Source organism: Ensifer sp. R1-3 (assembly GCF_056739175.1).
In genome coordinates, this window is sequence record NZ_CP096515.1 from 24,242 (window position 1) to 46,946 (window position 22,705).

General features: G+C 64.9%; 22 protein-coding genes. 8 read left to right on the plus strand and 14 right to left on the minus strand.

Going from position 1 to position 22,705, the window contains the following annotated elements; translation table 11 throughout:
- The first annotated feature begins 21 nt into the window (after positions 1-21).
- The 4 genes from M1D43_RS00125 to M1D43_RS00140 all read left to right on the plus strand — a co-directional run bounded on the left by M1D43_RS00125 (position 22) and on the right by M1D43_RS00140 (position 4,903).
- Positions 22-987, plus strand: a complete 966-nt coding sequence (locus M1D43_RS00125) for a substrate-binding domain-containing protein (RefSeq protein WP_153313117.1) — start codon at positions 22-24, stop codon at positions 985-987.
- Positions 988-1,036: 49 nt separating this feature from the next.
- The gene (locus M1D43_RS00130) at positions 1,037-2,542 is read left to right on the plus strand and encodes a sugar ABC transporter ATP-binding protein (RefSeq protein ID WP_153313116.1); all 1,506 of its coding nucleotides are present in this window, start codon (positions 1,037-1,039) and stop codon (positions 2,540-2,542) included.
- Positions 2,539-3,531 (plus strand): ABC transporter permease, encoded by a 993-nt coding sequence (locus M1D43_RS00135; RefSeq protein ID WP_153313115.1) that lies wholly within the window; start codon positions 2,539-2,541, stop codon positions 3,529-3,531. The genes M1D43_RS00130 and M1D43_RS00135 overlap by 4 nt, the downstream gene beginning before the upstream one ends.
- Positions 3,532-3,724: 193 nt before the next feature.
- Positions 3,725-4,903, plus strand: coding sequence for an IS110 family RNA-guided transposase (locus M1D43_RS00140; protein WP_192923391.1), 1,179 nt, complete (start codon positions 3,725-3,727; stop codon positions 4,901-4,903).
- A gap of 592 nt (positions 4,904-5,495) precedes the next feature.
- On the opposite strand, the gene M1D43_RS00145 is transcribed toward M1D43_RS00140, so the two are convergent.
- From M1D43_RS00145 to M1D43_RS00210, 14 genes are all read right to left on the minus strand, one after another.
- Positions 5,496-6,254 carry an SDR family NAD(P)-dependent oxidoreductase gene (locus M1D43_RS00145; RefSeq protein ID WP_027993392.1) on the minus strand — a complete coding sequence of 253 codons (759 nt, stop codon included), beginning with the start codon at positions 6,252-6,254 and terminating at the stop codon, positions 5,496-5,498.
- Between the two features lie 30 nt (positions 6,255-6,284).
- On the minus strand, positions 6,285-7,814 hold the full coding sequence (locus M1D43_RS00150; protein WP_153314632.1) for a xylulokinase: 1,530 nt from the start codon (positions 7,812-7,814) through the stop codon (positions 6,285-6,287).
- The gene (locus tag M1D43_RS00155; protein WP_153314630.1) at positions 7,811-9,358 is read right to left on the minus strand and encodes a xylulokinase; all 1,548 of its coding nucleotides are present in this window, start codon (positions 9,356-9,358) and stop codon (positions 7,811-7,813) included. The genes M1D43_RS00150 and M1D43_RS00155 overlap by 4 nt, the downstream gene beginning before the upstream one ends.
- 4 nt (positions 9,359-9,362) lie before the next feature.
- Positions 9,363-10,109: a deoxyribose-phosphate aldolase gene (gene deoC, locus M1D43_RS00160; RefSeq protein WP_153314628.1), complete on the minus strand. Its 747-nt coding sequence runs from the start codon at positions 10,107-10,109 to the stop codon at positions 9,363-9,365.
- A gap of 2 nt (positions 10,110-10,111) precedes the next feature.
- A complete protein-coding gene (locus tag M1D43_RS00165; RefSeq protein ID WP_028009982.1) occupies positions 10,112-11,002 on the minus strand; it encodes an SIS domain-containing protein in 891 nt (296 codons plus the stop codon).
- A gap of 12 nt (positions 11,003-11,014) precedes the next feature.
- Positions 11,015-11,875 carry an MBL fold metallo-hydrolase gene (locus M1D43_RS00170; protein WP_153314626.1) on the minus strand — a complete coding sequence of 287 codons (861 nt, stop codon included), beginning with the start codon at positions 11,873-11,875 and terminating at the stop codon, positions 11,015-11,017.
- On the minus strand, positions 11,872-12,804 hold the full coding sequence (locus M1D43_RS00175; protein WP_498814041.1) for a phosphoglycerate dehydrogenase: 933 nt from the start codon (positions 12,802-12,804) through the stop codon (positions 11,872-11,874). Before M1D43_RS00175 ends, M1D43_RS00170 begins: the two co-directional genes overlap by 4 nt.
- Positions 12,805-12,808: 4 nt before the next feature.
- Positions 12,809-13,762, minus strand: coding sequence for a shikimate dehydrogenase family protein (locus M1D43_RS00180; RefSeq protein ID WP_015007879.1), 954 nt, complete (start codon positions 13,760-13,762; stop codon positions 12,809-12,811).
- Positions 13,759-14,412, minus strand: coding sequence for a bifunctional 4-hydroxy-2-oxoglutarate aldolase/2-dehydro-3-deoxy-phosphogluconate aldolase (locus M1D43_RS00185; RefSeq protein ID WP_027993397.1), 654 nt, complete (start codon positions 14,410-14,412; stop codon positions 13,759-13,761). The genes M1D43_RS00180 and M1D43_RS00185 overlap by 4 nt, the downstream gene beginning before the upstream one ends.
- On the minus strand, positions 14,409-15,053 hold the full coding sequence (locus M1D43_RS00190) for a glucose-6-phosphate isomerase (protein WP_107608285.1): 645 nt from the start codon (positions 15,051-15,053) through the stop codon (positions 14,409-14,411). Before M1D43_RS00190 ends, M1D43_RS00185 begins: the two co-directional genes overlap by 4 nt.
- Before the next feature lie 30 nt (positions 15,054-15,083).
- Positions 15,084-15,848, minus strand: coding sequence for an SDR family oxidoreductase (locus M1D43_RS00195; protein ID WP_153314624.1), 765 nt, complete (start codon positions 15,846-15,848; stop codon positions 15,084-15,086).
- Positions 15,849-15,895: 47 nt separating this feature from the next.
- The gene (locus M1D43_RS00200; protein ID WP_153314622.1) at positions 15,896-16,990 is read right to left on the minus strand and encodes a glycerol dehydrogenase; all 1,095 of its coding nucleotides are present in this window, start codon (positions 16,988-16,990) and stop codon (positions 15,896-15,898) included.
- Between the two features lie 35 nt (positions 16,991-17,025).
- Positions 17,026-17,796 carry an SDR family NAD(P)-dependent oxidoreductase gene (locus tag M1D43_RS00205; RefSeq protein ID WP_080599775.1) on the minus strand — a complete coding sequence of 257 codons (771 nt, stop codon included), beginning with the start codon at positions 17,794-17,796 and terminating at the stop codon, positions 17,026-17,028.
- 241 nt (positions 17,797-18,037) lie between these two features.
- Positions 18,038-18,745, minus strand: coding sequence for a GntR family transcriptional regulator (locus M1D43_RS00210; RefSeq protein WP_153314619.1), 708 nt, complete (start codon positions 18,743-18,745; stop codon positions 18,038-18,040).
- A 121-nt stretch (positions 18,746-18,866) separates the two neighbouring features.
- Here M1D43_RS00210 and M1D43_RS00215 point away from each other — a divergent pair, with 121 nt between their 5' ends.
- The 4 genes from M1D43_RS00215 (at position 18,867) to M1D43_RS00230 (ending at position 22,588) form a co-directional block, all read left to right on the plus strand.
- Positions 18,867-19,937, plus strand: a complete 1,071-nt coding sequence (locus tag M1D43_RS00215; protein ID WP_153314616.1) for an Ldh family oxidoreductase — start codon at positions 18,867-18,869, stop codon at positions 19,935-19,937.
- Between the two features lie 60 nt (positions 19,938-19,997).
- A complete protein-coding gene (locus tag M1D43_RS00220) occupies positions 19,998-20,120 on the plus strand; it encodes a hypothetical protein (RefSeq protein ID WP_272950234.1) in 123 nt (40 codons plus the stop codon).
- 44 nt (positions 20,121-20,164) lie between these two features.
- A complete protein-coding gene (locus M1D43_RS00225; protein WP_010970017.1) occupies positions 20,165-20,938 on the plus strand; it encodes an SDR family oxidoreductase in 774 nt (257 codons plus the stop codon).
- 462 nt (positions 20,939-21,400) lie between these two features.
- Entirely contained in the window at positions 21,401-22,588 is a 1,188-nt protein-coding gene (locus tag M1D43_RS00230; RefSeq protein WP_153314614.1) for a sugar ABC transporter substrate-binding protein, read from the plus strand.
- Positions 22,589-22,705: the final 117 nt, after the last annotated feature.

Consider the following 22,705-nt stretch of genomic DNA (forward strand, 5'->3'; position numbering starts at 1 on the left):
AATCAATAAGGAGGAGTTACAATGTCCAGCATCAAGACGCTTCTGGCAGGGTCCGTGGCCTTGTTCTGCCTGACCTCTGCTGCCATGGCCGAGGAGTGCAAGGTGGGCCTCACCATGCCCTCGCTCAATGCGCCCTATTTCGCGGCGCAGGTCGCTGCGGTTGAAAAGGCGGCCAAGGACCGGGGTTGCGAGATCACGACGGCGGACAGTCAGAATGACTTTTCCAAGCAGATCAACGACGTCGAGGACATGATCGCCAAAGGAATCGACATTCTGATCCTCAACCCGCGTGACCAGGAGGCGCTCGTTCCGGCCGCCGACGCCGCTACCAAGGCCGGCGTGAAGGTCGTCGTGATGGATTCCACGCTGAATCCCAAGGCCAACGTCGTCACCCAGGTCCGTTCCTCGAATGACGAGAACGGCCGTCTCGTCGGCGACTGGATCGCCAAAAAGATGAAGGGCACGCCGATCAAGATGCTCCTCCTGTCCGGCAATCAGGGCAATCCCGGCGGCCTCGATCGCCGCATGGGCGTCATCAAGGGCATCGTGGAAGGCCAGCTCGTCAATGAAGGTGCGGTCAACCTCCAGATTCTGGGCCAGGGCTGGGGCGACTGGGCGACGGACGGCGGGCTGAAGGCTGCGGAAGACCTGTTCCAGGCCCATCCGGACGCCAACCTCGTCGTCGGCGAAAACGACTCCATGGTCCTCGGCGCGGTTCAGGCCGCGAAGGCTGCCGGTCTCGATGGCATCCTGTTTGCCGCCGCGGCCGACGGACAGCGCGAGGCGCTGGAGATGGTCAAGGAAGGGACCTACGGCGCCACCGGCCTGAACGATCCGGACCTCGTCGGACGCACCGCCTTCGATATCGCTTACAAGGCCTTCAAGGGCGAGCTTCCGGCCGACTTCCCGAAGCTGCACCTGACGCCGGCCGACGTCATCTCCGCTGACAACGTCGACAAATACTACAACCCGCAGTCCGTATTCTGATCGACGAAGAAAGGATGCACCGGGTCTCCGGTGCATCCCTGGAGAGCCAATGACCGTACTTGTCAGACTGTCCGGCATCAGCAAGAACTTTAGCGGAGTACAGGCCCTGAAGGGCGTCGACTTCCACCTGAGGGCCGGCGAAGTCCATGCGCTGGTCGGTGAGAACGGCGCGGGAAAATCCACACTGATGCGCGTGCTTGCCGGCGAAATGAAGCCGACCTCCGGGACCGTCAGCATTCACGGCGAGACGATGCAGCACTCCGGCCCGCGGGGCGCCGCCGGCCGGGGTATTTCGGTTATCCATCAGGAACTGGCGCTGGCGCCCGACCTGACCGTCGCGGAGAACATCTTTCTCGGGCGCCTGCCGCGCATCGTCAATCACCGCCGGCTGCGCAAGGCAGCCAGCGAAATCCTCGAACGTCTCGGCTTCGACATCGACCCCGCCATCCACGCCGGACGCCTGACAGTCGCCCACCAGCAGGTCGTGGAGATCGCCAAGGCACTCTCCAACCGGGCGCGCATCATCGTCTTCGACGAGCCGACCGCGGTGCTTGCCAACACCGATGCCGAGCGCCTGCTCGCGATCATCCGCGAGTTGCGCGCGGGCGGTACCGGCGTCGTCTACATCTCCCACCGTCTGAACGAGGTCTTCGACCTTTCAGACCGCATCACCGTCATGAAGGACGGCTCGCATGTGGAAACGCTGGAGACCTCCGCAACGGATGTCGACGCGGTGATCGCACGCATGGTCGGGCGGCAGATGTCCGCGCTTTTTCCATCCAAGGCCGGGCGTGTGCCGGGCGAGGTGGTCGTCCGCGTGCGCAACGTTTCGCGCGGCCGCAAGGTCCGCGACGTCAGTTTCTCGGTCCGTGCCGGCGAGGTCGTCGGCCTCGGGGGTCTCGTCGGTTCCGGCCGTACCGAAGTCGCCCGCCTCGTCTTCGGCGCCGACAAGATGGATTCGGGCACTGTGGAACTCAACGGCAAACCGCTCCATCTCTCCTCACCGCGCGAGGCCGTGCGCGCCCGCATCGGCCTCGTTCCGGAAGACCGCAAGCAGCAGGGCGTCATCCTCGATGCGCCGATCCGGATCAACACGACGCTTGCCAGGATCCGCAGCATATCCCGTCTCGGCTTCCTCGACGCGGGCAAGGAGCGGCAGGTCGCCGTGGCGCTTGGCGCCGAGATGCGCCTCAAGGCGTCGAGCGTCGACGCGCCGGTTTCGAGCCTTTCCGGCGGCAACCAGCAGAAAGTGGCGCTTGCCAAATGGTTTCACGCCGATTGCGACCTGCTCATCCTCGACGAACCGACGCGGGGCGTCGACGTCGGAGCGAAAGGCGAAATCTACAATCTGATCAATGACCTCGCCAAAGCCGGGAAAGCAATCCTCGTTATTTCGTCCGAACATCAGGAACTGTTCGGCATCTGCGACCGCGTTCTCGTGATGGCGGAAGGGGCTATCGTCGGCGAACTCACCGAAAGCAAGTTCACCGAGCAGCAATTGCTGACGCTGGCAATGACCCGGTCGGCCAGGGAAAGGGATGAGACAAGCCAATGAGCATTACGTCCGCAAGCGCCGCCGCGCCCTCGTCGTTTACGCCGCGCGTTCTGGACGCGATCCGCCACTACGGCACGTTCGGCATCTTCCTGGTGCTGGTGATCGTCGCGTCCTTCTGGTCCGATGCGTTCCTGACGGAGCGCAACCTGATGAACGTCGTGCGCCAGGTCGCCTCCGGCGCCGGCATCATGGCCATCGGCATGCTCTTCGTCGTGCTCACGCGGGGCATCGACCTCTCGGTCGGCTCCATCGCCGCCGTCGGATCGGTGCTCTGCGCCCACCTTGTCGCGGCACAGGGCTACGGCGTGCCGATGGCGATCCTGCTGGTCATTCTGACCGGCGCCGCCTGCGGCGTGGTCACCGGCTTCTTCGTCGCCTACATGCGTTTGCCGTCCTTTGTCATCTCGCTGGCGATGATGGCGATCGCCCGCGGCATCTCGCTGATCATCAGTGCTGGCCGCCCAATCACCATGGGATCGCCCGGCGCGTCGCTCGTCGATTTCGGCAGCGGCTTTCTCTTCGGCATTCCACAGCCAGCGATCCTGATGCTGGTCATCTATGCAATCGGGGGCGTGGTGCTGCTTTATACGAGCTTCGGCCGCATCGTCACCGCGATCGGCTCGAACGAGGAGGCCGTGCGGCTCTCCGGCGTGCCGGTCGAGCGCTATGTCTTGTCGGTCTATGTCATCAGCGGCGCGCTTGCCGCAGTCGCGGGCATCGTCGCTGCGGGACGGACGGGCATCGGCACGCCTCAGGTCGGTGTCGGTGCGGAGCTCGATGTCATCGCGGCGGTCGTCATTGGCGGGGCCAGCCTCATGGGCGGGCGCGGCGGCATGTTCAACACGCTGCTCGGCGCGCTGATCCTCGGTATCATCACCAACATCATGAACCTCGCCGGCGTGCCGGGTTATCACCAGAACGTCTATCTCGGACTGATCATCATCCTGGCAATGCTCGTACAGTTCGTCACCGCCCGGTCGCGCCGTTAGGTCCCCCAAGGGGCGAGGGGACGTGCCCCGCGCAACGCTGGTAATCATGGTGGCGGAGGCGCCCAGGGGTCCTTCGCCCCGCTTGCGGGGAGAAGGTGGCCGACAGGCCGGATGAGATTCCATGAGGGGGTGGATAGCGCCGCGGCTTTTGCCAAAGTGGTGGTGTTACCAACCCAGCACCTTGGAGGGTCTCATGGCTGTGATTACACGAAGCCCCGATTGCACGGGCACTATCCGCACTGATCTTGGCGCAATTTTCGTTTCATTGGAACTGTCGCGGTCGACATGGCTGGTGACGTCGCTGTCGCCGGGCGGGGGCGAGAAGATGTCGCGGCACCAGGTGGATGGCGGCGATCTGGCCGGGCTTCTCGAACGCTTCGCGACGCTCAGGCGCAAGGCCGAGGCGCGCACCGGTCGCCGCTTTCCGGTGATCGTCGTCCAGGAGGCCGGTCTCGACGGCTTCTGGATCCACCGGGCTCTGGAGGCCGAGGGGATCGAGAGCCATGTCGTCGATCCTGCCTCGATCGCCATGCCGCGGCGGCGCCGGCGGACGAAGACGGACCGGATCGATGGCGAGATGCTGGTGCGCACGCTGCTGGCCTTCAAGCGCGGCGAGCCGCGCGTCTGCGCGATGGTCAAGGCGCCGACGCCGGAGCATGAGGATCGCCGCCGGCTGGTGCGGGAGCGCCAGGAATTGACCGCCGAGCGCGTCCGCGCGGTCAACCGCATCAAGGGCCTGCTGTTCGCCCAGGGGATCCGCGACTACCGGCCGCTGCGCCGCGACCGCCGGCAGCGCCTGGCGGAGCTGCGCGGCGGCGACGGGCGTGCGCTCGGGCCGCATCTGCAGGCGCAACTCGCGCGGCTGCTCGAGCGGCTGGAATTGCTTCTTGAGCAGTTGAAGGCGCTGCTGGCGGCGCTCAAGGCACTGGCGGCCGAGGCGCAGGCGGCCGCCAGTGGGACGGACGCCGCCGTCATGGCGCGGCTACTCGAGATCAAGGGCATCGGCCTGGGCTTTGCCAGCGTCCTCTTCACCGAAGGCCTGTTCCGGCCGTTCGCCAACCGCCGGCAAGTAGCCGCCTATGCCGGACTGGCGCCGACGCCCTGGCGAAGCGGCACGATCGATTACGAGCAGGGCGTCTCCAAGGCGGGCAATCCGCGGCTGCGCGCGACGCTGATCCAGCTGGCCTGGCTGTGGCTGCGCCATCAGCCGCAGACCGCACTCAGCCGCTGGTTCCACGACCGGGTCAGGCAGAACGGCGGCCGCTTCAAAAAGGTGATGATCACAGCGCTGGCGCGCAAGCTTCTCGTGGCGGTGTGGAAATACGTCACCCAAGGCGTCGACATCGAGGGCATGGCGATGACCACCGCCTGATGCCGCTGCACGCTTTCTCCGCAGCCTGATCGGCTTCGGAGAATCCGGGTGAACGAACCGACTGCCCCTTGGCAGACAACGCCGTGGATGAGACTAGTCCCGTTCTCCCGAGCCCTCCCGCTGCAAGCGGAAGATTGGTGCAGCCGCCGGCCGGCGGCGACCGTATGTGAGGTTATGCGCCGAACGGCCCGTCCGACGCGCATGGTGACAAGGGCTCCCCGGCTTCTCGCGAAAACGAGCGCAGGCAACGCGGCAATGCCTCGACACACGGGCATGCAACCACGGACCCGACACGCCATCGTGGGATCGGGGGTGGATCGCCGCAAGGGCAAGCCGCTGCGCGGCCGGCCGATGGCCGACCCTTGCCCCGATCCACCCCCGATCCCAGAAAAACGCACAAGGTCGGGACGAGAGGAAGACCGCACCCGTCGAACAACGAGGAAAGTCCTCTTACACGGCAGGGATTGACAGCGAATTCCTCATGTGAGGGGCAAATTAGTGAGAGCGGGATGAGGAAAAGTGTACGCGGTTCTCCGGCCGATTCCGCTCTCGTGATCTTAGGTCGATCTGACCTGAAACCATCGTGATCTGACTAAAAACCGCCGACCACGAAGCCGCCATCGACTGGCAAGTCCGCGCCGGTGATGAATTCCGCGGCAGGCGAGGCGAGGAAGAGGGCGGTTCCGACCAGGTCGTCCACGGTGCCCCAGCGCTTGAGCGCCGAACGCTGGGCGATCTTCTCCGCCGGTACCGGGTCGGTCCAAAGACCCTTCGTCATGTCGGTCTTGTGGTAACCGGGCGAGATGGCGTTGACGCGGATGCCGTCCGGGCCGAAGGCGTGAGCGAGATGGCGCGTGAGGCCGAGCACCCCCGACTTGCTGGCGCCATAGGCCGGCACGAGCGGATCGCTGACATAGCTCAGCATCGAGGCCGTGTTGAGAATGACACCGCGCGAGGCCTTCAGGAGCGGCAGGACGGCCATGGCGAAGCGCATCTGGCTATTCAGGTTGACGTCCATCACCTCCATGTAGGTGGCGTCCTCGAATTCCGCCTCGGGCCGGGCAATGCCTGCGCCGTTGACCAGAACGTCGAGCTTGCGCAGCGTCCTGGCGAAGGCGTTGATCGCTTCCGGGTCGCGCACGTCGACCCGCTCGAAGCGGATTGCCGTGTTTTCGGGGTCGGCCGCGGCAGCCTTGAGCTTTGTTTCCGAACTGCCGAGCGCGATGACCGATCCGCCGAGCCGGGCAAAGCCCTGTGCGATGGCAAGGCCGATGCCGGACGAACCGCCGGTGACGAGAATGTCCTTGCCGGCAAAAAGGTCCGGACGAAACGTATCGATGATGTCTTTCATGAATTCCTCCTCAGGCATGATAGTCGTTGTTCAGGTCCGCGTGCCGGGCGGGTGGATCCGGGCGGCAAGCGCATCCATGTCGTCATAAAGCACCATGCTGTGATGATAGAGCCGGTCGAAAACCGGCTGGACATGGCTGTAGACCTCGACCCATGCGGGGTCCGGCGCGATTTCGTCCGCATAGCGCACATAGGCGTCCGCCGCGTCGTCCGGCCGGGAAAAGCGGCCCGTCGCGGTCGCGGCCATGGCCGCGCAGCCCATGAGGCCGCATTCGGGTTCTTGCGGCACCAGCACCGGTGTGTCGAAGACGCTTGCCTTGATCTTGAGCCATAGCTTCGTGCGGGCACCGCCGCCGGCCGCTATCATGCGCTCCAGGCGCTTGCCCGAGCTATGCTCCATGATACGGATATGACGAGCCATGGCGAAGGCGATCCCTTCCAGAATGGCCCGGTGCAGGTGCTCCATGCCGTGCCCGGCGCCGAGGCCGAAGAACTGTGCCCGCGCATTGCGATGCTGACCGAGGCGTTCGCCGGTGAGAAACGGCATGAACAGCAGTGCCTCGCAGCCGGCCGGCGCCTTTTCGGCGCGCGCGACGATGTCGCCATAGCTCAGCGCGCCGTCATGGAAGGCGCGCCGCGCCCAGCGCATGCCGTCGCCGCCGGTTTCGAGAAGCACGAAGGGAGCCCAATTGCCTTCGATGGTGGCGACGTTGGAAATCTCCGGATCCAGCAGGGGCTTGTCGGCGATCATCGTGACGATGGCACCGGTGCCCGTGCTGTCCGATCCGAGGCCGGGCCGGCAGACGCCCGAGCCGAGCAGCGCCATCGGATAGTCCGCTCCGCCCACCATGACGGGCGTGCCGGCGATCAGTCCTGTCGCGAGAGCGGCCTGGTCCGTGACGCGGCCGATGATCTCCAGGGGATTGCGGATGGGCGGTAGCAGCCGGGCATCAAGCCCCATTCGCTCGATCATCGCCGGCGACCAGGCGAGCGTTGCAGGGTTCATCAGGAAGCTGCAGGAGGCGTCGCCGGTATCCATGGCGATCTCGCCCGTCAGCCGGAAGTTGATGTAGTCCTTCGGCATGATGGCGACGGCGCTGCGCCGATAGGCCCCGGGGTCGGCATCGCGCACCCATTGCAGCTTGAAGCCCGGCCAGGCCGGGGTCGGCGTGTTGCCGCTTTCGGCGAGATAGCTGTCGGGCTCGTTCTCCGCCTCGAAACGGCGCACGAGGTTCAGCGTGCGCTTGTCGTTCCAGAGCGGTGCGGTATCGCGCGTCAATTGCCCGGCATCGTCGATGAGCACGAGACCGTGCATCTGGCCGCATACAGCGATGATGGAAATGCGCTCGCGTGCGCCTTCCGCCTTGTCGAGCACGGTTCGAACGGCGGTGCAGGCCCCCTCCCACCAGTCGAGCGGTCGCTGCTCTGCCCAGCCGAACTGCGGCACGATCTGGTCGTGCTCGCGCGCGGCGATTTCGACGATCTTCCCGCGGGTGTCGATGAGCGCCGCCCGCACGCTCCCGGTACCGACGTCGATCGCGAGAAAGAGTTCTCCGGTCATGTTGCGGCCTCCCTCAATGCGGCGAGTGCGCCGGACAGTTCGTGTTGCTGCTCGGCCGCCCGGCGATAGGCAGCAAGCGCGGCCCGGTAGACCGTGCGCGCTTCCGGCGCCGGTTCGCTGCGTCCTTCCGCAACGTGCAGTGCGCGGATCGGCAGGAAGTCCTCCCACAGACCCATGCCGACGAAGGCCAGCGCCGCAGCACCGAGTGCCGCCGCCTGCTGATCGACCCTCGTCTTGACGATCGCGCAGCCGAAGACATCGGCGAAGACCTGCCGCCAGAAGGCGCTGCGCGCGCCGCCACCGACGATGATCATTTCCGGGCCGATGGCCGTCATCCGGCGCAACTCGTCCAAGGCGATCCGCAGGCCGAGTGCCACCCCCTCGAGCGTTGCGCGCAGGATGTCAGCACGGCCGTGCTGCAGGTCCAGCCCGACGAAGCCTCCGCGCACCGCCGGCCCGCCCTCGAAGCTCGTGCCGCCGCCGAGCGTCGGCACGAAGATCAGGCCGCGCGCACCGGCCGGAGCCTCGCCGGCGAGCCGGAAGAGCGCGTCATGGACGTCCATGCCGGCAAGCTTGGCCGCATGCTTCACGTCCGGCAGCAGCGTGTCCGTCACCCAGTTCAAGCTCGTGCCGGAGGAAAAGATCGAGGTCGCCGAAATGAACATGCCCGGCGCCACATGGGCGAACACGAAGGGACGCACCCGATCGTCGAGGAGGGGCTCCGAAGCGGAAACGGTGATCCAGCTCGATGAGCCCATCGAGGCATAGGCGTCGCCCTCGAGAAAGGTGCGGCCGCCAAGCGCCATGCAACTGTTGTCGACGCCGCCCGCGACGACTTTCACCCCTGGGAAGAGACCGAGCCGTTCGGCAATTTCGGGCAGGACGTCGCCGAGGACATCGGTGGAGGCGACGATGGGCGCGAACAGCTCCCGGCTCAGTCCCGCCGCTTCGACAAGCTCGCAGGAATAGCGCCCTGCCTTGAGATCGTAGACGCCGGTGCCCGAGGCATATGACGGATCGGTGGCAATACGGCCGGTCAGCCGCAGGTTGATGTAGTCCTTCGTGCCGATGATCGTGCGTGTCCGCGCGAAGATGTCGGGTGCGTTCCGGCGCAGCCACATGGCCTTGAACACGGTGTAGAGGGGCGCCGGAAAACCGTTGCCGGTCGTCCGGTACCAGGTGTCCGGATCGACGCGCGTGAAGAAATCCTCCGCTTCCGCGACGGCGCGTCCGTCGGACCAGATCGGTACGAATTCCTGCAGCAGCGCGCCGTTTTCGTCGAGCGGAAGGCAGCCGAGGCTGTGGCCGGACACGGCAATGGCGCGGATGTCGCCGGCCTTTACCGCGGTATTCTCGAACAGAGTCCGCAGGCTGGCGCAAATCGCCTCCCACCAGTCTTCGGGACGCTGCTCGTGACAGGAGGGCGAGGGGTAAAACGTTCTGTAGGAAACGACCTCTTCCGCAATGCAGGTCCCGTCCGGACGGAATATCGCCGCCTTGACGCCACCGGTCCCGAGGTCGAATGCCGCAACGGTGTCGCCCATGGCGTCAGCCCGCCTTTCCGGCAATGTCGAGGCGGCCGCCGGGCAGGGCGGCGCACTGGCGCACGAGGTCAACGGCGACCTGCGTGTTGATGCCGAAGCGGGTGACCCCCAGACGCATCATGCCGGCGATGGCATCGAGCGAACGGATGCCGCCGGAGGCCTTGATCTCCACCGCGCCCCCAACGGTTTCGACGATGAGTTTCAGCTTTTCCAGCGTCGTGGCGCTCGGCGTCCAGCCGGTGCCGGTCTTCACGAAGGCGGCTCCGCTTTCGGCAACGATCGCCGACGCCGCCCGGATCTCCTCGTCCGTCAGATGGGCGAGTTCCAGAATGACCTTGAGCGGCACCGGGGCAATCGCCTCCACGACGGCGCGTATCTCGTTGCGGACATAGCCGAAGTCGCCGGATTTGAGGCGGCCGACATTGATCATCATGTCGAGTTCCTGCGCGCCGTTCTCGGCAAGCTCCACAGCCTCGGCGGTCTTGGTACGGGTGCTGTGGCCGCCCGAGGGGAAGCCCACCGGACCGCCGACAAGCGTCAGGCCGCCCGAGGGGACGAGGCTTCTGAGCAGCGGCACGAAATTCGGCAGGGCATGCGCAGCGATGAACCCTTCCGCAACCGCGATTCCCGCCAGCTCCCGCACGTCCGCCTCCGTGTGGAAGGCCTGGACGGCGCTGATATCGATCAAGGCGGCGAGATCGCGAGGGGCGAGCGAGGCCGGCGGCTGGCGGCGGTTGCTTGTGTCGTTCATCTCTATGTCTCTGTGCTCGTGCGTAGGTAACGAAGATTGCGCTTCATGCCGGTGAAAAGATCGACATGTTCTGCGCCCCGGCGCAGTGCGACGCTGGTGGACAGGATGTCGACGACCGTCAGCGCGGCGATGCGGGAGATCGTCGGCGTGTAGATGTTGGTATTTTCCAGCGTCTCGACCATCAGCACGATATCGCAGAATTCGACCAGCGGGCCGTCCGACCCGACGATGCCGATGACCCGACAGCCGCTCTCGCGCGCCCGGCGCGCGGTTTCGATGATCGCCAGCGTCGCGCCGGTATTGGAGATGACGACCGCGACGTCGCCGGGCTTCAGCATGGAAACGACCATGATCTGCTGGTGGGCGTCGGTTTCCGCGCCGCAGGGGACTCCGAAGAGGGGAAACTTCTGCTGGGCGTCGCGCGCGACGATGCCCGATGCGCCGAAACCGAAGAACTCGATGCGATTGGCCTTGGCGAGCGCGTCGACGGCTCGGTCGACCTGGACCGGGTCGAGATGATTGCGCACCCAATCGAGGCTGGTGATCGTATAGTCGAAGATCTTCTCCGATACCTTGGCCGGAGTGTCGTCGGCGTCGATGACCGAGTGGGTCGCGGACATGCCGAGCGCCAGACTCTGGGCGAGGCGGAGCTTGAAGTCCTGATATCCCTGGCATCCGATCGAGGCGCAGAAACGGATCACTGTCGGCTGGCTCACCTCCGCCCATTCCGCCGCCTCGGCGATGGTCGCATTGATCACGCGCTTCGGATCGGCCAGAACGAGTTCGGCTACCTTGCGGTCCGACTTGCGCAGATCCGCGCGCTTCAGCCTGATGACTTCGAGTATGTTGTTGTTGCCGCCGATCGTTTTGGGCTGGAGCGCATTGGTCGACATGGAGATCCCCGGTTACTTGGACAGTCGGTATTCGACCGACAGCTTTGCCCGATGGAGCCGTACCCTGCAATCAGCGGCCGCTGATTTGGCGTCGATCACCCGAGGGTCTTCGGTATTGAAGGCGAACATGCCGTAGTGATGGGCGATCATGTCGGACGCGCCGATCCGCTCCGCCAGCAGGCATGCCTCGTCCAGCGTCAGGTTGCCGGCAATGCCGGCCTCCGTAAGTTCGGCGCGGCGGCCGTTGACCGGCAGGAGCGCCAGGTCTACCCGGAAGGGCGATACCTCCTCGACGAGACCCTCGTAAGGGATCGTGTCACCGGAATGGTAGAGGCGCGCACCCTCGGCCGCGATCACATAACCGAGGAACCTGTGCCAGCCCTCGGGGGTGCGTTCGAGTGTTTCATGCGCGGCGCGGATTGCGGTGACGCCGAGTCCGGCAAGAGGTTCGATGCGCTCGCCCGCGTCGACTGCGACAAGCCGTTCCGGCCTGACGCCGATACGCTCCTGCGCGGCAGCCAGCGCGGCGCGGGGCACGACGAAGCGGCAATCCGGGTTGGCCGCGGCGATCGGCATGAGGGTCTGTGGATCCATGTGGTCGGTATGCTGATGCGTCACGAGCACGAGGTCGACCGGGCCGAGCGCGGACGGGGCGACCGGTGCCGCCATCATGCGGTCGTGCTCGAAGCGCTTGCCGCGGTATTTTTCCGCGAGGCTGTCGGAGAGATAGGGGTCGACGACGATGCGGAAGCGGTTCGTCGCGATCACGAAACCGGCCTGCCCGAGCCAGTAGAGCCGGATGCCGCCGGCGGGCGGCGCGGCGAGCCGCTCGGTAAGCGAAGCCGAAAAAGGCACGGTCGACAGCGACATCATGCGCTCTCCTCCTCCAGGGCCGAGAGAAGGTTCGTCACGGCAATGGCGGTCGCCTTGCTGACGCTCTCGTCGGTCAAGCCGCCGATATGGCTGGTGGCGATGACGCGCGGATGGCTGGCAAGGGAGCCGGGCGCCGGCGGTTCCTCGACGAAGACATCGGTCGCATAGGCCTGCAGCCGGCCCTCGTCGAGTGCGGCGCGCACCGCCACCTCGTCCACCAGTGTTGCGCGTGCGGTATTGATGAGGATGGCGTGCGGGGGCACTGCCGCCAGACGCGCCGCATCGACGATCGGGCGGCCATCGGCAGGTGCCGGGCAATGCAGCGAGACGATGTCCGCCTCCGCGAAGACCTCGTCGAGGCTCCCCCATTTGAACGGGCCATACACTTCGACGTTCGGGCGGAACGGATCATGGGCGATGACGCTGGCCCGCATCGCCGAGACGGCGCGTGCAACGCGTTTTCCGATCGCGCCGCAACCGATAATCCCGACAGTGCGTTCGGCGATTTCCTTGCCGCGCGAGCGGGGCCAGCCGCCGGCGCGGATGCCGGCCGTTTCGGTTGGAATGTGACGCAGGGCGGCAAGGATAAGCCCGACTGCAAGTTCCGCCACGCCGACGGCGTTGGCCCCCTCGGCCTTGAGGACGCGGATGCCACGTCCCTTCAGCAGGGAGAGCGGCAGATTGTCGATGCCGGTGCCGTTGCGGCTGATCGCCCGCAGACTGTCAGCGGCGGCGATGACCCTGTCGGAAACGGGCTCGACGCCCGCCAGCCAGCCGACACAGCCCGGCACGAGATCGATCAGTTCGGCCTGGTCCGGCATGCGGCCCGGCGTGGAGAATACGAGCTCGAATCCAGCCTGCCGAAGCGGCTCGAGTTCCGGCGGCGGGGCGAGGGAGAGCGAACGGGGTGTCACGAGAATGCGCTTCACGGCGTCACCCCTTTGCCGCCTCGATGGCGATCCGCGAAATCTCGTCGAAGGCCGGCCCGGAGGTCGGAATGACGATGTCGAACACTTCCGCGATGACCTGAGTCCAGCCGTGCAGGAAATAGGTCCATCCATCCTCCACCTGCAGCCCGCGCCTGGCCTGCTGCCGTCGCGCCTGATCGAGAAAGACGAGGTCGCCGCGATAGTTCAGGTCCCAGGCGATGGCGCGCTCGGGGAAAAGGCCGGCATCGGTGATCGGCGAACCCGGCGCGTCCTTGCCGAGACCGGTCGCGTTGATCACCATGGAACCGGGCTTCAGCGAGGCCATGGCCGCATCGTTCAGCTCCGGCCGGTCGGCCAGAACATAGTCGACCTTCACGCGGGCGCCCATTGCCTCGTGAATCCGCTTCAATTCCTCGAGGCGGGGGCGCGACCGGTTGGTCACGACGATGCGCGAGGGCAAGTCGTCCCCTCGCTTTTCCTGCATGAGATGCCAGGTGATGGCGATGGTCGAACCGCCGGCTCCCATCGACAGAACTTCCGCGCCGGTTTCGGCGAAATGGCCGGCCGGCAAGAAGCCATCGATGGCGAGACCCGATGAGATGGGGTCCTTGGCGTGGCAGACGAGCTTGCCGCCGCGTTTCGACAGGCAGCTCGTCTCATGCATCAGCAGTGCATGCGGATCGATCACGTCGAAGAGATCGCGTGCCGCATTGAACAGGTCGATCTTGTGGGTCGTGACCAGCGCGCCGAGCGACAGCGGGTCCGACTTGATGAAGGAAACGGCCTCCCGATAGGCCGCCGGGTCGGCATGAAGCGGAAAGTCGATACCTTTCAGGACCGCGTCCTTCAGGCCGAGGTGACGCGCCCAGGCGGGGAAGACCCGCATGATCGAGCTTTTCGCCGTCGTCACGCCGATGAAGTAGAAGGTTGGCTGGATCGCGGGCTGGTAGCGATTCATCGCGTCACCTCGCGTATTTCCTTTGCCCGTGCGACTGCCGCGCGCGCCTTTGCCGTGATGTCGCCCCAGCGACCTTCGCCGATGTCGGCCTTGGTGGCGATCCAGGTGCCGCCGACGGCGGCCACCGCACCGAGCTTCAGCCATTCATGCATGTTGTCGAGGCTGACGCCGCCGGTCGGCACGAAGCGGGTGCCGAGATGAGCGAAGGGGGCACTGATCGCTTCCAGCATCGACGGGCCCCCGGCCGCCTTGGCCGGAAAGAATTTGGCGAGCTTCAGGCCGTTGCGGGATACGGCCGTCAGGTCGGAGGGCGTCATGATGCCTGGAGCGAATGGAAAATCCTTGGCCTTGGCGGCCGCGACGATCTCGGCGTCGAAGCCGGGCGCGAGGCCGAAGCGCGCACCCGCGCTGATCGCTGCACGCAAAGCGTCCGGCGTCAGGATCGTCCCGGCGCCGACCAGCAGTTCCGGGCGCTTCTCGGCCATGATCGCGATCACCTCGGCGGCCGCTTCGGTGCGGAATGTGATTTCGGCAAGCGGCAAGCCGCCTTCGAGAAGCGCATCGGCCAGGGCGACGGCGTCGGAGGAGCGCTCGATCGCGATGACCGGGACGACACCGAGAGTTGCGGCTTGGTCGAACGGAGCAATCATGCGTTTTCTTCCTTCTTCTCGCGGCCATAGAGCGCGGCGACCGTCGCCGCGTCGCGCATCCGCCAGTTGGGGTTGTCGATCTGTTTCCAGCCGCCCCTGCCGTCATCGATGATGCGCGCACGCATGCCGCCCGCCTTGGCGATGCAGTCGTAGTCCTGGCCAGAGTCGGCAGGGTAGCAGAAGAGCATCACGAGATCGTCGCCGCCGATATTCACCGACCGGTGGATCCAGTACGGCGGCACGTAGCAGACCGTCTGCGCGTCGACGGCCACGACGCGGACTTCGCCCTCCGGAGATTCCAGCAGCATGAGGCCGCGGCCCTTCTGACCGTAGTAGATTTCCGGCCGGTCCGATTGCTTGTGAATGTGGCCGCGGGTGACGAAATACTCTTCGCCCACCTTGCCCGGCAGCATGCGGGTGACGCCGAAAATGAGGTCGCCGGTGCGTTCGTTGGGGCGGAACTCCGAGACCTCGTAGACGACCGTATCGTTCCAGGTTTCCTGCATGGCAGAGAATGCCGCCTCGTCGGCATAAAGACCGGCGAGATCGCGGAAGCGTTTCTGGTAGGCGCCCGTTGCATCGCTCATGGCACCGGTCCGAAGGTCGACCCGGCACCCTGCGGGCTCAAATAGCTTTGTCAAAGTGATTCCTCGTATGTCTCGTTCTTGGTATCAGGTGATCGTGTAACCGCCGTCGATCATGAGGTTCGCGCCGTTGACCATCGCGGCCGCGCCGCTGGCGAGGTAGAGTACCGATGCGGCGATCTCCCATGGCTTGGCGAAGCGCCGCGTCGGGATGGCCGCCCGGGCGCGCTCGCCTTTCTCTCCAGCCCAGCCGGTCAGCCCGAGTTCGGTTTCCACCACTGTCGGCGAGACCGCGTTGACGGTGACGCCGCGCGGACCCCATTCCAGCGCCATGCAGTTCGTCATGCCGATGATGCCCGCCTTGCTGGCGCAGTAGGCGACATGGCCCTCGATGCCGATGATCGCCGCCTGGGAGGCCATGTTGACGATGCGGCCCGATCCCTGCTCCAGCATGCCGGGGGCGATCGCGCGCGCCATGAGGAAGGCACCCTTGAGATTGACGGCGAGCGTGCGGTCCCATTCGGCCGTCGGATAGCTTTCCGCAGGGGCAAGCGGCCCGATGCCGGCATTGTTGATCAGAATGTCGATCCGGCCGAAGGTTTCGGTCACCGACTTGACGGCTCGCTCGACTCCCTGCTCGTCCGTCACGTCCGCCACATGGGCGATGTGGCCGGTGCCGAGCGAAACGGCCACATCCGAAACTGCGGCGTCGCGGTCCAGAAGCGCGACACGCGCCCTCTGCGCAGCGAAAGCTTCGGCAACTGCCCTGCCGATGCCGGTGGCGGCGCCCGTGACCACGACGGTCTTGCCACTGAAATCGAGCAGGTCGTCGAAGGAGGGGATTTCCGTCATGTCAGAATTCCTGGCCTGTGTGGGTGATCGTCATCTCCTGGAGTCGGTCAGTGGATGCTGCGTGAAAAGGCGTCGAGCGCCAGGATCGCGTCGCGCACGGCCGGTACGGTAATGTTGACCGGCGTGGCATAGATGATGTTGCCGGGCCGGCAAGCGGCTTCCGCCACTCGGCCGATCTTGGCGGGGACGTCATCGACGATGCCGAGGTCCGCCAGTTTGGTAGGCAGTCCGACGCTGCGGCAGAAGCGTATCATCGCCTCGATCTCGGCCCGGTCGCGGTTTTCCAGCATCAGCAGGCAAAGCGTGCCGAAGGCGACCTTCTCGCCGTGGAAATACCCGTGCACCTCCTCCAGCACTGTCAGGCCGTCATGGATGCCATGGGCGGCCGAGCAGCCGCAATTCTCGAAACCGAGGCCCGATAGCAGCGTGTTCGCCTCGATGATGTTTTCGACCGCCTGGGTCAGCAGGCCGGCCTCGACGGCGATCTTCGCCTTGACGGCATCGCGTGTCAGCACATCCTGGCAATGCCGGGCGATTGCCATCCCGGCTTCGGTAGCGGGGAAGCCGCCGGCCACATAATTGTCGGTGCGCGACTCGATATTGGAGCGGGCCTCGAACCAGGTCGAAAGCGCATCGCCGATCCCCGCGACGAGGAAGCGTGCCGGCGCGGCTGCCACCAGCGCGGAATCGACGACGACGGCGTCCGGGTTGCGGGGCAGGCGGAGCGCCTCCTCGTAAACCCCATGTTCGGTGTAGCGCACGGCAATCGCGCTGCAGGGCGCGTCGGTCGAGGCGATGGTCGGTGCGATGACGATGCGCGCGCCAGTGTCGATTGCGACGATCTTGGCGGTGTCGGCCGTCTTGCCCCCGCCCACGCCCACGAGAATATCGCTGCCGTGCTCGATTGCGACCTTGCGTACGCGCTCGATCTCCGAGGTGCAGCACTCTCCGCCGAACCGCTCGAAGCGGATATCGAGCGAGTCGCCGCAGCTTTTGCCGATGCGTTCGCTGAGTGCGTCGAACAGCACGCGGTCGATCAGGACGAGCGCGCGTTTGCCGAGCGGCGCCAGATAGGCCGCCAGCTTGTCGATCTCGCCCGCACGCTGGATGTATTTGTTCGGACCGCCGAATGCCCGTGCCATTCAATTGCTCCTATTGCTGCATGGTGGTGTGAAGGTCAGTGGATGGTGTAGCCACCGTCGATGGTGAGCACCGAGCCGGTGACATAGCTGGCGGCGTCCGAAGCGAGGAACAGCACCGCCGCCGCGACTTCGCTGGCCTTGCCCGCGCGGCCCAAAGGCGTCATGCCGAGCCAGATCTTCGACCATTCGGGGTCATCCAGACCACCCTGCGTCATCGCCGTCTCGATATAGCCGGGGGCGACGGCGTTGATGCGGATGTTGCTCTTGGCGAATTCGCCCGCGAGCGACTTCGTCAACATGTGCACGCCCGCCTTGCTGGCGTTGTAGGCGACCTGGTTCTGCGGCAGGTTGCTGATGTAACCCGAGATCGATCCGATGTTGACGATCGAGCCGCGCCCGGCCGCCGACATCGTCTCGATAGCCGCGCGACAGCACCAGAAAAGGCCGGTCAGATTGGTGTTGATCACCTCGTCCCAGGTTTCCGGCTCGAGTTTCAGGCTGTCGCAATGGCGCGCGATCCCGGCATTGTTCACGAGGATGTCGAGCCCGCCCAACTCTGCTGCTGCCTGCCTGACGACCTGCTGCGCAGCGCTCTCGTTGGAAATGTCGGCGGGCAGGTAGATCGCCTCGATCCCCTTCTGCCTCAGTTGCCGGACGGCCTTTTCGCCCTCGTCGCGCGAGCGGGCGGAGATGGCCACGCGCGCACCGGCTTCGCCAAGCGCCTCGGCACAGGCGAAGCCGATGCCGCGACTGCCGCCGGTCACGAAAGCGGCGCGCCCATTCAGTCTGAAAAGCTCAGCGTACACTTTTCCCCTCCCTGGCTGGCGCATCCCGGCGCCTCTAAAAATGTAGTTTAATTACCTTGACAATCGAGTGTCAATCCGAAAATCTAGGGTTCAGGGATGGAATTACCGGGTAAAGCACGAAATTACTACATTTATCGTGATATGGCTTCGGTAAAATGTAGCTTAGCTACAATGGGAGGGCTATTGCATGGGCGTCCGGCGTCAATGCCGTTTCCGGCAGGACCGCTGGAAGGGTGGGACCTCAGCGACGGGTTGCGCGGCGTCGTCCCTTGGCCGCCGCCGCCCCTTCAGCGTCGCGCGCCTTTGCCGCAGCCAGATAGTGTTCCCGCGTCGAGGCGATGTGCCGGCCCATGAGGTCGATTGCGGCATCGTCCTCGCTTCCCGCGACCAGTTCGGCAAGGCGCACATGGTCTTCGAACGAGGAGGCGTTGAGCGAAGGGGCGAGCGAAAGGCGGTTGCGCAGCGCCTGCACGCGGAAGGCGATCAGTTCGTAGGCCTCCAGAAGATAGGCATTGTCGGCGAGTTCGAAGAGGACCATGTGGAAGCCGCCGTCGAGAGTGCGGTAGCGTTCCGCGTCGTCGGCATCGAGTGCCTCGCGCATCTCCTTGACGATATCGGCCCATTGCCGGGTGAGCGCCTGGCGGTCGGTGGCAAGCGCCATCCGCATGGCCGCCAGTTCGAGCACCTCTCGCAGCTCGGAAAGCTTCCGGACCTGATTTGCATCCATGTCGAAGACGAACGAGCCTCTCTGCGGATGCACTTCGATGAGGCCCTGGCGCTTGAGCACCATCAGCGCCTCGCGCACGGGCGTCTTGGAAACGCCAAGCTCGCTGGCGAGCGCGATCTCCGAGAGCGGTTCGCCGAGCTGGAACTCGCCGCGCACGATACGGCTGCGGATTTGCTGCGCCGCCTGGTCGGTCAGCGATGGGCCGCGGTCAAGTGTGTTCATGAGGTCTCCCTTCCATTCAAAAGCTCGAACGCAGGCACGTCGAACCTGTCTGATATTTACACTGAGATATCAGATATGATACGTCAATTCTCGTCGCCCGCAATCTCTAGGTAGGCTTGATATGTCCGTCCAGACACTAGTTGCCCCTGATTTGCTCGAAGCGCGAGTCGAAAACGCGTTGCGCCAGGCCGGCGCTGCACAGGACTCGGCCGCTGCAGCGGTGCGGGCGATGATGCACGCCTCGCGCATCGGGGTGGACAGTCACGGCGTGCGGCTGGTGGTTCATTATGACCGCGTGCTGCGGGGCGGCCGGGTCAACGGCACGCCGAGCATGACGGTCCGCCGGACCGCGGCCGCCACGGCCGTCGTGGACGGCGACAACGCTCTCGGCCACCACGCGGCCTATGTCGCCATGGATCAAGCCATCGAACTCGCGCGCGAAAGCGGCATCGGCGCGGTCGGCGTCATTCGTTCCTCGCATTTCGGCGCAGCTGGCGCCTATGCACGGGTCGCCGCCGAGGCGGGTATGATCGGCTTTGCCACCACCAATTCCGATAGGGTGGTTGCGCCGTTTCAGGGTCGCGAGGCCTTCCACGGCACCAACCCCCTGGCTTTTGCCGCTCCGAGCGGCAGCGCGCGGCCTTGGCTGCTCGACATGGCAACCTCGTCTATCCCGCTGAACCGGCTGCTTCTTTACAAGTCCCTCGGCGTGTCCTTGCCGGCGGGGGTCGCAGTCGACGAGGAGGGCCAGCCGACCATGGAGCCTTCTGAAGGCAGGACGCTTCTGCCGCTCGGCGGTGTGGATTTCTCCTTCAAGGGCGCGGCTCTTGCCGGCGTCGCGACGCTGCTGTCGGCCATCCTGCAGGGCATGACCCTTGATCATGACCTCATGCCCATGGTCGGAACGGACGATTATTCGACCCCGCGCGGAATGGGTCATTTCCTGCTTGCCATCGATCCGGACCGATTTGGCGGACGCGACGTCTTCAACCGGGGCATGGCTGCCTATCTGGAAGCCCTGCGGGCCGCGCCCGCGCAGGAGGGGGCCGAAGTGCTGGCGCCGGGCGACCGCGAGTGGCGTGTCGAAGCCGCACGTGCGCAAACCGGCATTCCGATCGATCCCGATACCGCGGCCTTTCTTGGTCTGCTGCGGGACCCGGCCGAACCGGCCGGAAACTCCGAGGAGAATTAGTTTCATAGCCAACACGTGCCGGGGCAGGGAGCCTCCGGCCATCAACTGGGGAGGAATAACATGAAAACGATGCTGAAGCAGGGGTTGCTGGCCGCAGCGCTGTTGACCTCGACGGCGCCGGTCGCCATGGCGCAGGAATGCGCGGATGCGGAACCGCAAGCCGTCTATATCCAGCACGGTTGAGGTGGGAATGACGGACCGGCAGTGCCCGGCCAGAAAGGAATGATATGTATCTTAGGAAATTCGATCTTTCCGGCCGCGTGGCGGTGGTCACGGGTGCCGGGCAGGGGATCGGCCTTGCCTGCGCCGAAGCGCTTTGCGAAGCGGGCGCGGCGGTCGTGCTGACCGACATCAGCGCGGAGCGCTGCGAAGCCGGCCGGGCCGCGCTTGCGGCCAAAGGATACGTGGTCGAGACCGACCTGATCGACATCGGTGACAGCGCTTCCGTCAATGCGGTGGCGGACCGGCTGGCGGTCAGCGGCAGGGCGGCCGACATCCTCGTCGCAAATGCCGGGATCGCCCATGCCGGCGTTCCGGCCGAAGAGCTCTCGGATGCAGACTGGGAGCGGATGATAGGCATCAATCTCAGCGGCGCTTTCCGGTCGTGCCGGGCCTTCGGCAGGCATATGCTGGCCAAGGGCAGGGGATCGATCGTCACGATCGGTTCCATGTCCGGCACCATCGTCAACCGGCCGCAACAGCAGGTGCACTACAATGCGGCCAAGGCGGGCGTCCATCACCTGACCCGTTCGCTTGCTGCCGAGTGGGCGGCCCGCGGCGTGCGGGTGAACTCCGTCGCGCCGACCTATATCGACACGCCGCTTCTGACTTTCGCAAAGGAGGACAAGCCGATGTACGAGCAATGGCTGGACATGACGCCGATGCATCGCCTCGGCCAGCCGGACGAGATCGCCTCGGTCGTGCTCTTCCTGGCCTCCGACGCCTCCAGCCTCATGACCGGTTCCATCGTCGCCGCGGATGCCGGCTATACCTGCTGGTAAGAGCAATTCCAGGAAAAGTGCGTAGCGGTTTTCCGTCCGGGATTGCGGCAAAGGGCCAGAGCGATTCCAGGAAAGGTGCGTAGCGGTTTCCGTCCGGGATTGCGGCCTTTAGGGAGGGCGGGAGCGATCCCGGTTTCATTTATCATCCTGACATGCTATACGTACAACATGATAAATAGGCGCCGGCTGGAGTTTCTGGCGGCGCCCCCTTGCTCCTGGGTAAAATGTAGTCACGCTACATATCCAGTTCAGATGCCTGCCTGATTTTCTCTGGTATTTTCCATCACAGAACGCTTTTCTTGCGCTTTGTTGAAATGAAGCATGACTTATCGCAAGCAGGACCCGCAAAAAATGTAGTTGAATTACGAAATGGCATTGTCTAGCATCGTCCTTGCGTGAGAGTGGGAGAGCCGGTCGGCGTCCGCCGCACGTGTGGAGGAGAATTCGAGAGGGAGGGGAGCTATGTTCAAAAAGCTCGCAAAATCATCGCTGTTCGCGGCGGCAGCCACTATCGCAGTCTTGCCGATGCTGGGCGCTGTGCCGGCCGTTGCGCAGGACGGCGAAAATATCGACGTCACCATCGGTTGGGTGCCGCCGGACATTACCGGCGTCTTCAAGACGGCCACGAATTTCTTCGAGCTGGCTGCCGAGGACGCCAATAAGAACGGTTTCAACGTCAAGGTTCTGACGAAGTCGCCGACCAGCCCTACGGCCTTCGCCGAGCAGGTCAGCATCATCGAGGACATGATTCAGCGCAAGGTCGATCTCATCGCCGTTTCCCCGGCTGAAGTCGCGACCGTCAAGCCGGCCCTTGCCCGCGCCACGGAAGCCGGCATCCCGGTCGTCGTCGTCAATCTGCTCGAGCCGATCGACGGCGTTGACGTCTCGTCCTACATCGGCTTCGACAACACGCAGGGCGCGGAGGTAAGCGCCTATTCGGTCGTAGATTATTTCGGCGGTCCGGGCGTGCTTGGTACCGGCGACAAGGTCGATGTCGAACCCGGCACCTATCTCGACCTGAAGTTCTGGGAGGATATCGCTTCCAAGCTCTCAAGCGAGGACAAGGCCAAGATCAAGGCGCGCGGTGCCATCATCGAGGGTGTTGCCGGGGGCTTCTACTCGACGGCCCGCCTCGAGGGATTCCGCAAGGTGCTCGAGCAGTTCCCGGGTATCGAGATCGTGGGCGGCACCTGCGCCGGCGACTGGAACCGCGAAAAGGGCACGCGTTGCGCCGAGGATATCCTGCAGGCCAATCAGGGCAATCTCGATTTCATCTGGGCGGCGTCGAACGAGATGGGCCTCGGAGCGATGCTGGTGGCCGGCTCGCAGAACCGGCTCGAAACCACGCAGGACGGCGCGGCTGTCGGTGACACGAAGGTGGCGATCTTCACCAATGACGTCACGCCGGAGTCGGTCGACCGCATAGCCGAGGGCAAGATGATCGCCGAAACGACCCATGGCTTCGCCGATTGGGGTTGGTTCGGCACCAAGTTTGCCGTCGAACTCGCCTGCGGCCTGGAAGTGCCGAAGACCTTCGACATTCGCCCGCGCAGCGTTTACGAGGCGAATGCGCGCAACTTCTATCCGGAACCGAAGCTTGAGCCGATCGACTGGAAGACCATCCGGGCGAACTGCAAGAAAGCCGACTGAGCTTCTCCCAGGGCTGCGGAGCATCTTCTCGAGTGAGGGGTGCTCCGCGCCGCCGCTTGTATGCAGATGCAAACGGCGTGCGGATAGAAAGGGCACGTTCAGTGCCAGTTCCTAGCG

What these genes read in the sequence shown, in the direction of transcription:
- M1D43_RS00125 (WP_153313117.1), top strand. Translation starts at nt 22, where the DNA reads ATGTCCAGCATCAAGACGCTTCTGGCAGGGTCCGTGGCCTTGTTCTGC.
- M1D43_RS00130 (WP_153313116.1), top strand. Translation starts at nt 1,037, where the DNA reads ATGACCGTACTTGTCAGACTGTCCGGCATCAGCAAGAACTTTAGCGGA.
- M1D43_RS00135 (WP_153313115.1), top strand. Translation starts at nt 2,539, where the DNA reads ATGAGCATTACGTCCGCAAGCGCCGCCGCGCCCTCGTCGTTTACGCCG.
- M1D43_RS00140 (WP_192923391.1), top strand. Translation starts at nt 3,725, where the DNA reads ATGGCTGTGATTACACGAAGCCCCGATTGCACGGGCACTATCCGCACT.
- M1D43_RS00145 (WP_027993392.1), bottom strand. Translation starts at nt 6,254, where the DNA reads ATGAAAGACATCATCGATACGTTTCGTCCGGACCTTTTTGCCGGCAAG.
- M1D43_RS00150 (WP_153314632.1), bottom strand. Translation starts at nt 7,814, where the DNA reads ATGACCGGAGAACTCTTTCTCGCGATCGACGTCGGTACCGGGAGCGTG.
- M1D43_RS00155 (WP_153314630.1), bottom strand. Translation starts at nt 9,358, where the DNA reads ATGGGCGACACCGTTGCGGCATTCGACCTCGGGACCGGTGGCGTCAAG.
- deoC (WP_153314628.1), bottom strand. Translation starts at nt 10,109, where the DNA reads ATGAACGACACAAGCAACCGCCGCCAGCCGCCGGCCTCGCTCGCCCCT.
- M1D43_RS00165 (WP_028009982.1), bottom strand. Translation starts at nt 11,002, where the DNA reads ATGTCGACCAATGCGCTCCAGCCCAAAACGATCGGCGGCAACAACAAC.
- M1D43_RS00170 (WP_153314626.1), bottom strand. Translation starts at nt 11,875, where the DNA reads ATGATGTCGCTGTCGACCGTGCCTTTTTCGGCTTCGCTTACCGAGCGG.
- M1D43_RS00180 (WP_015007879.1), bottom strand. Translation starts at nt 13,762, where the DNA reads ATGAATCGCTACCAGCCCGCGATCCAGCCAACCTTCTACTTCATCGGC.
- M1D43_RS00185 (WP_027993397.1), bottom strand. Translation starts at nt 14,412, where the DNA reads ATGATTGCTCCGTTCGACCAAGCCGCAACTCTCGGTGTCGTCCCGGTC.
- M1D43_RS00195 (WP_153314624.1), bottom strand. Translation starts at nt 15,848, where the DNA reads ATGACGGAAATCCCCTCCTTCGACGACCTGCTCGATTTCAGTGGCAAG.
- M1D43_RS00200 (WP_153314622.1), bottom strand. Translation starts at nt 16,990, where the DNA reads ATGGCACGGGCATTCGGCGGTCCGAACAAATACATCCAGCGTGCGGGC.
- M1D43_RS00210 (WP_153314619.1), bottom strand. Translation starts at nt 18,745, where the DNA reads ATGAACACACTTGACCGCGGCCCATCGCTGACCGACCAGGCGGCGCAG.
- M1D43_RS00215 (WP_153314616.1), top strand. Translation starts at nt 18,867, where the DNA reads ATGTCCGTCCAGACACTAGTTGCCCCTGATTTGCTCGAAGCGCGAGTC.
- M1D43_RS00220 (WP_272950234.1), top strand. Translation starts at nt 19,998, where the DNA reads ATGAAAACGATGCTGAAGCAGGGGTTGCTGGCCGCAGCGCTGTTGACC.
- M1D43_RS00225 (WP_010970017.1), top strand. Translation starts at nt 20,165, where the DNA reads ATGTATCTTAGGAAATTCGATCTTTCCGGCCGCGTGGCGGTGGTCACG.
- M1D43_RS00230 (WP_153314614.1), top strand. Translation starts at nt 21,401, where the DNA reads ATGTTCAAAAAGCTCGCAAAATCATCGCTGTTCGCGGCGGCAGCCACT.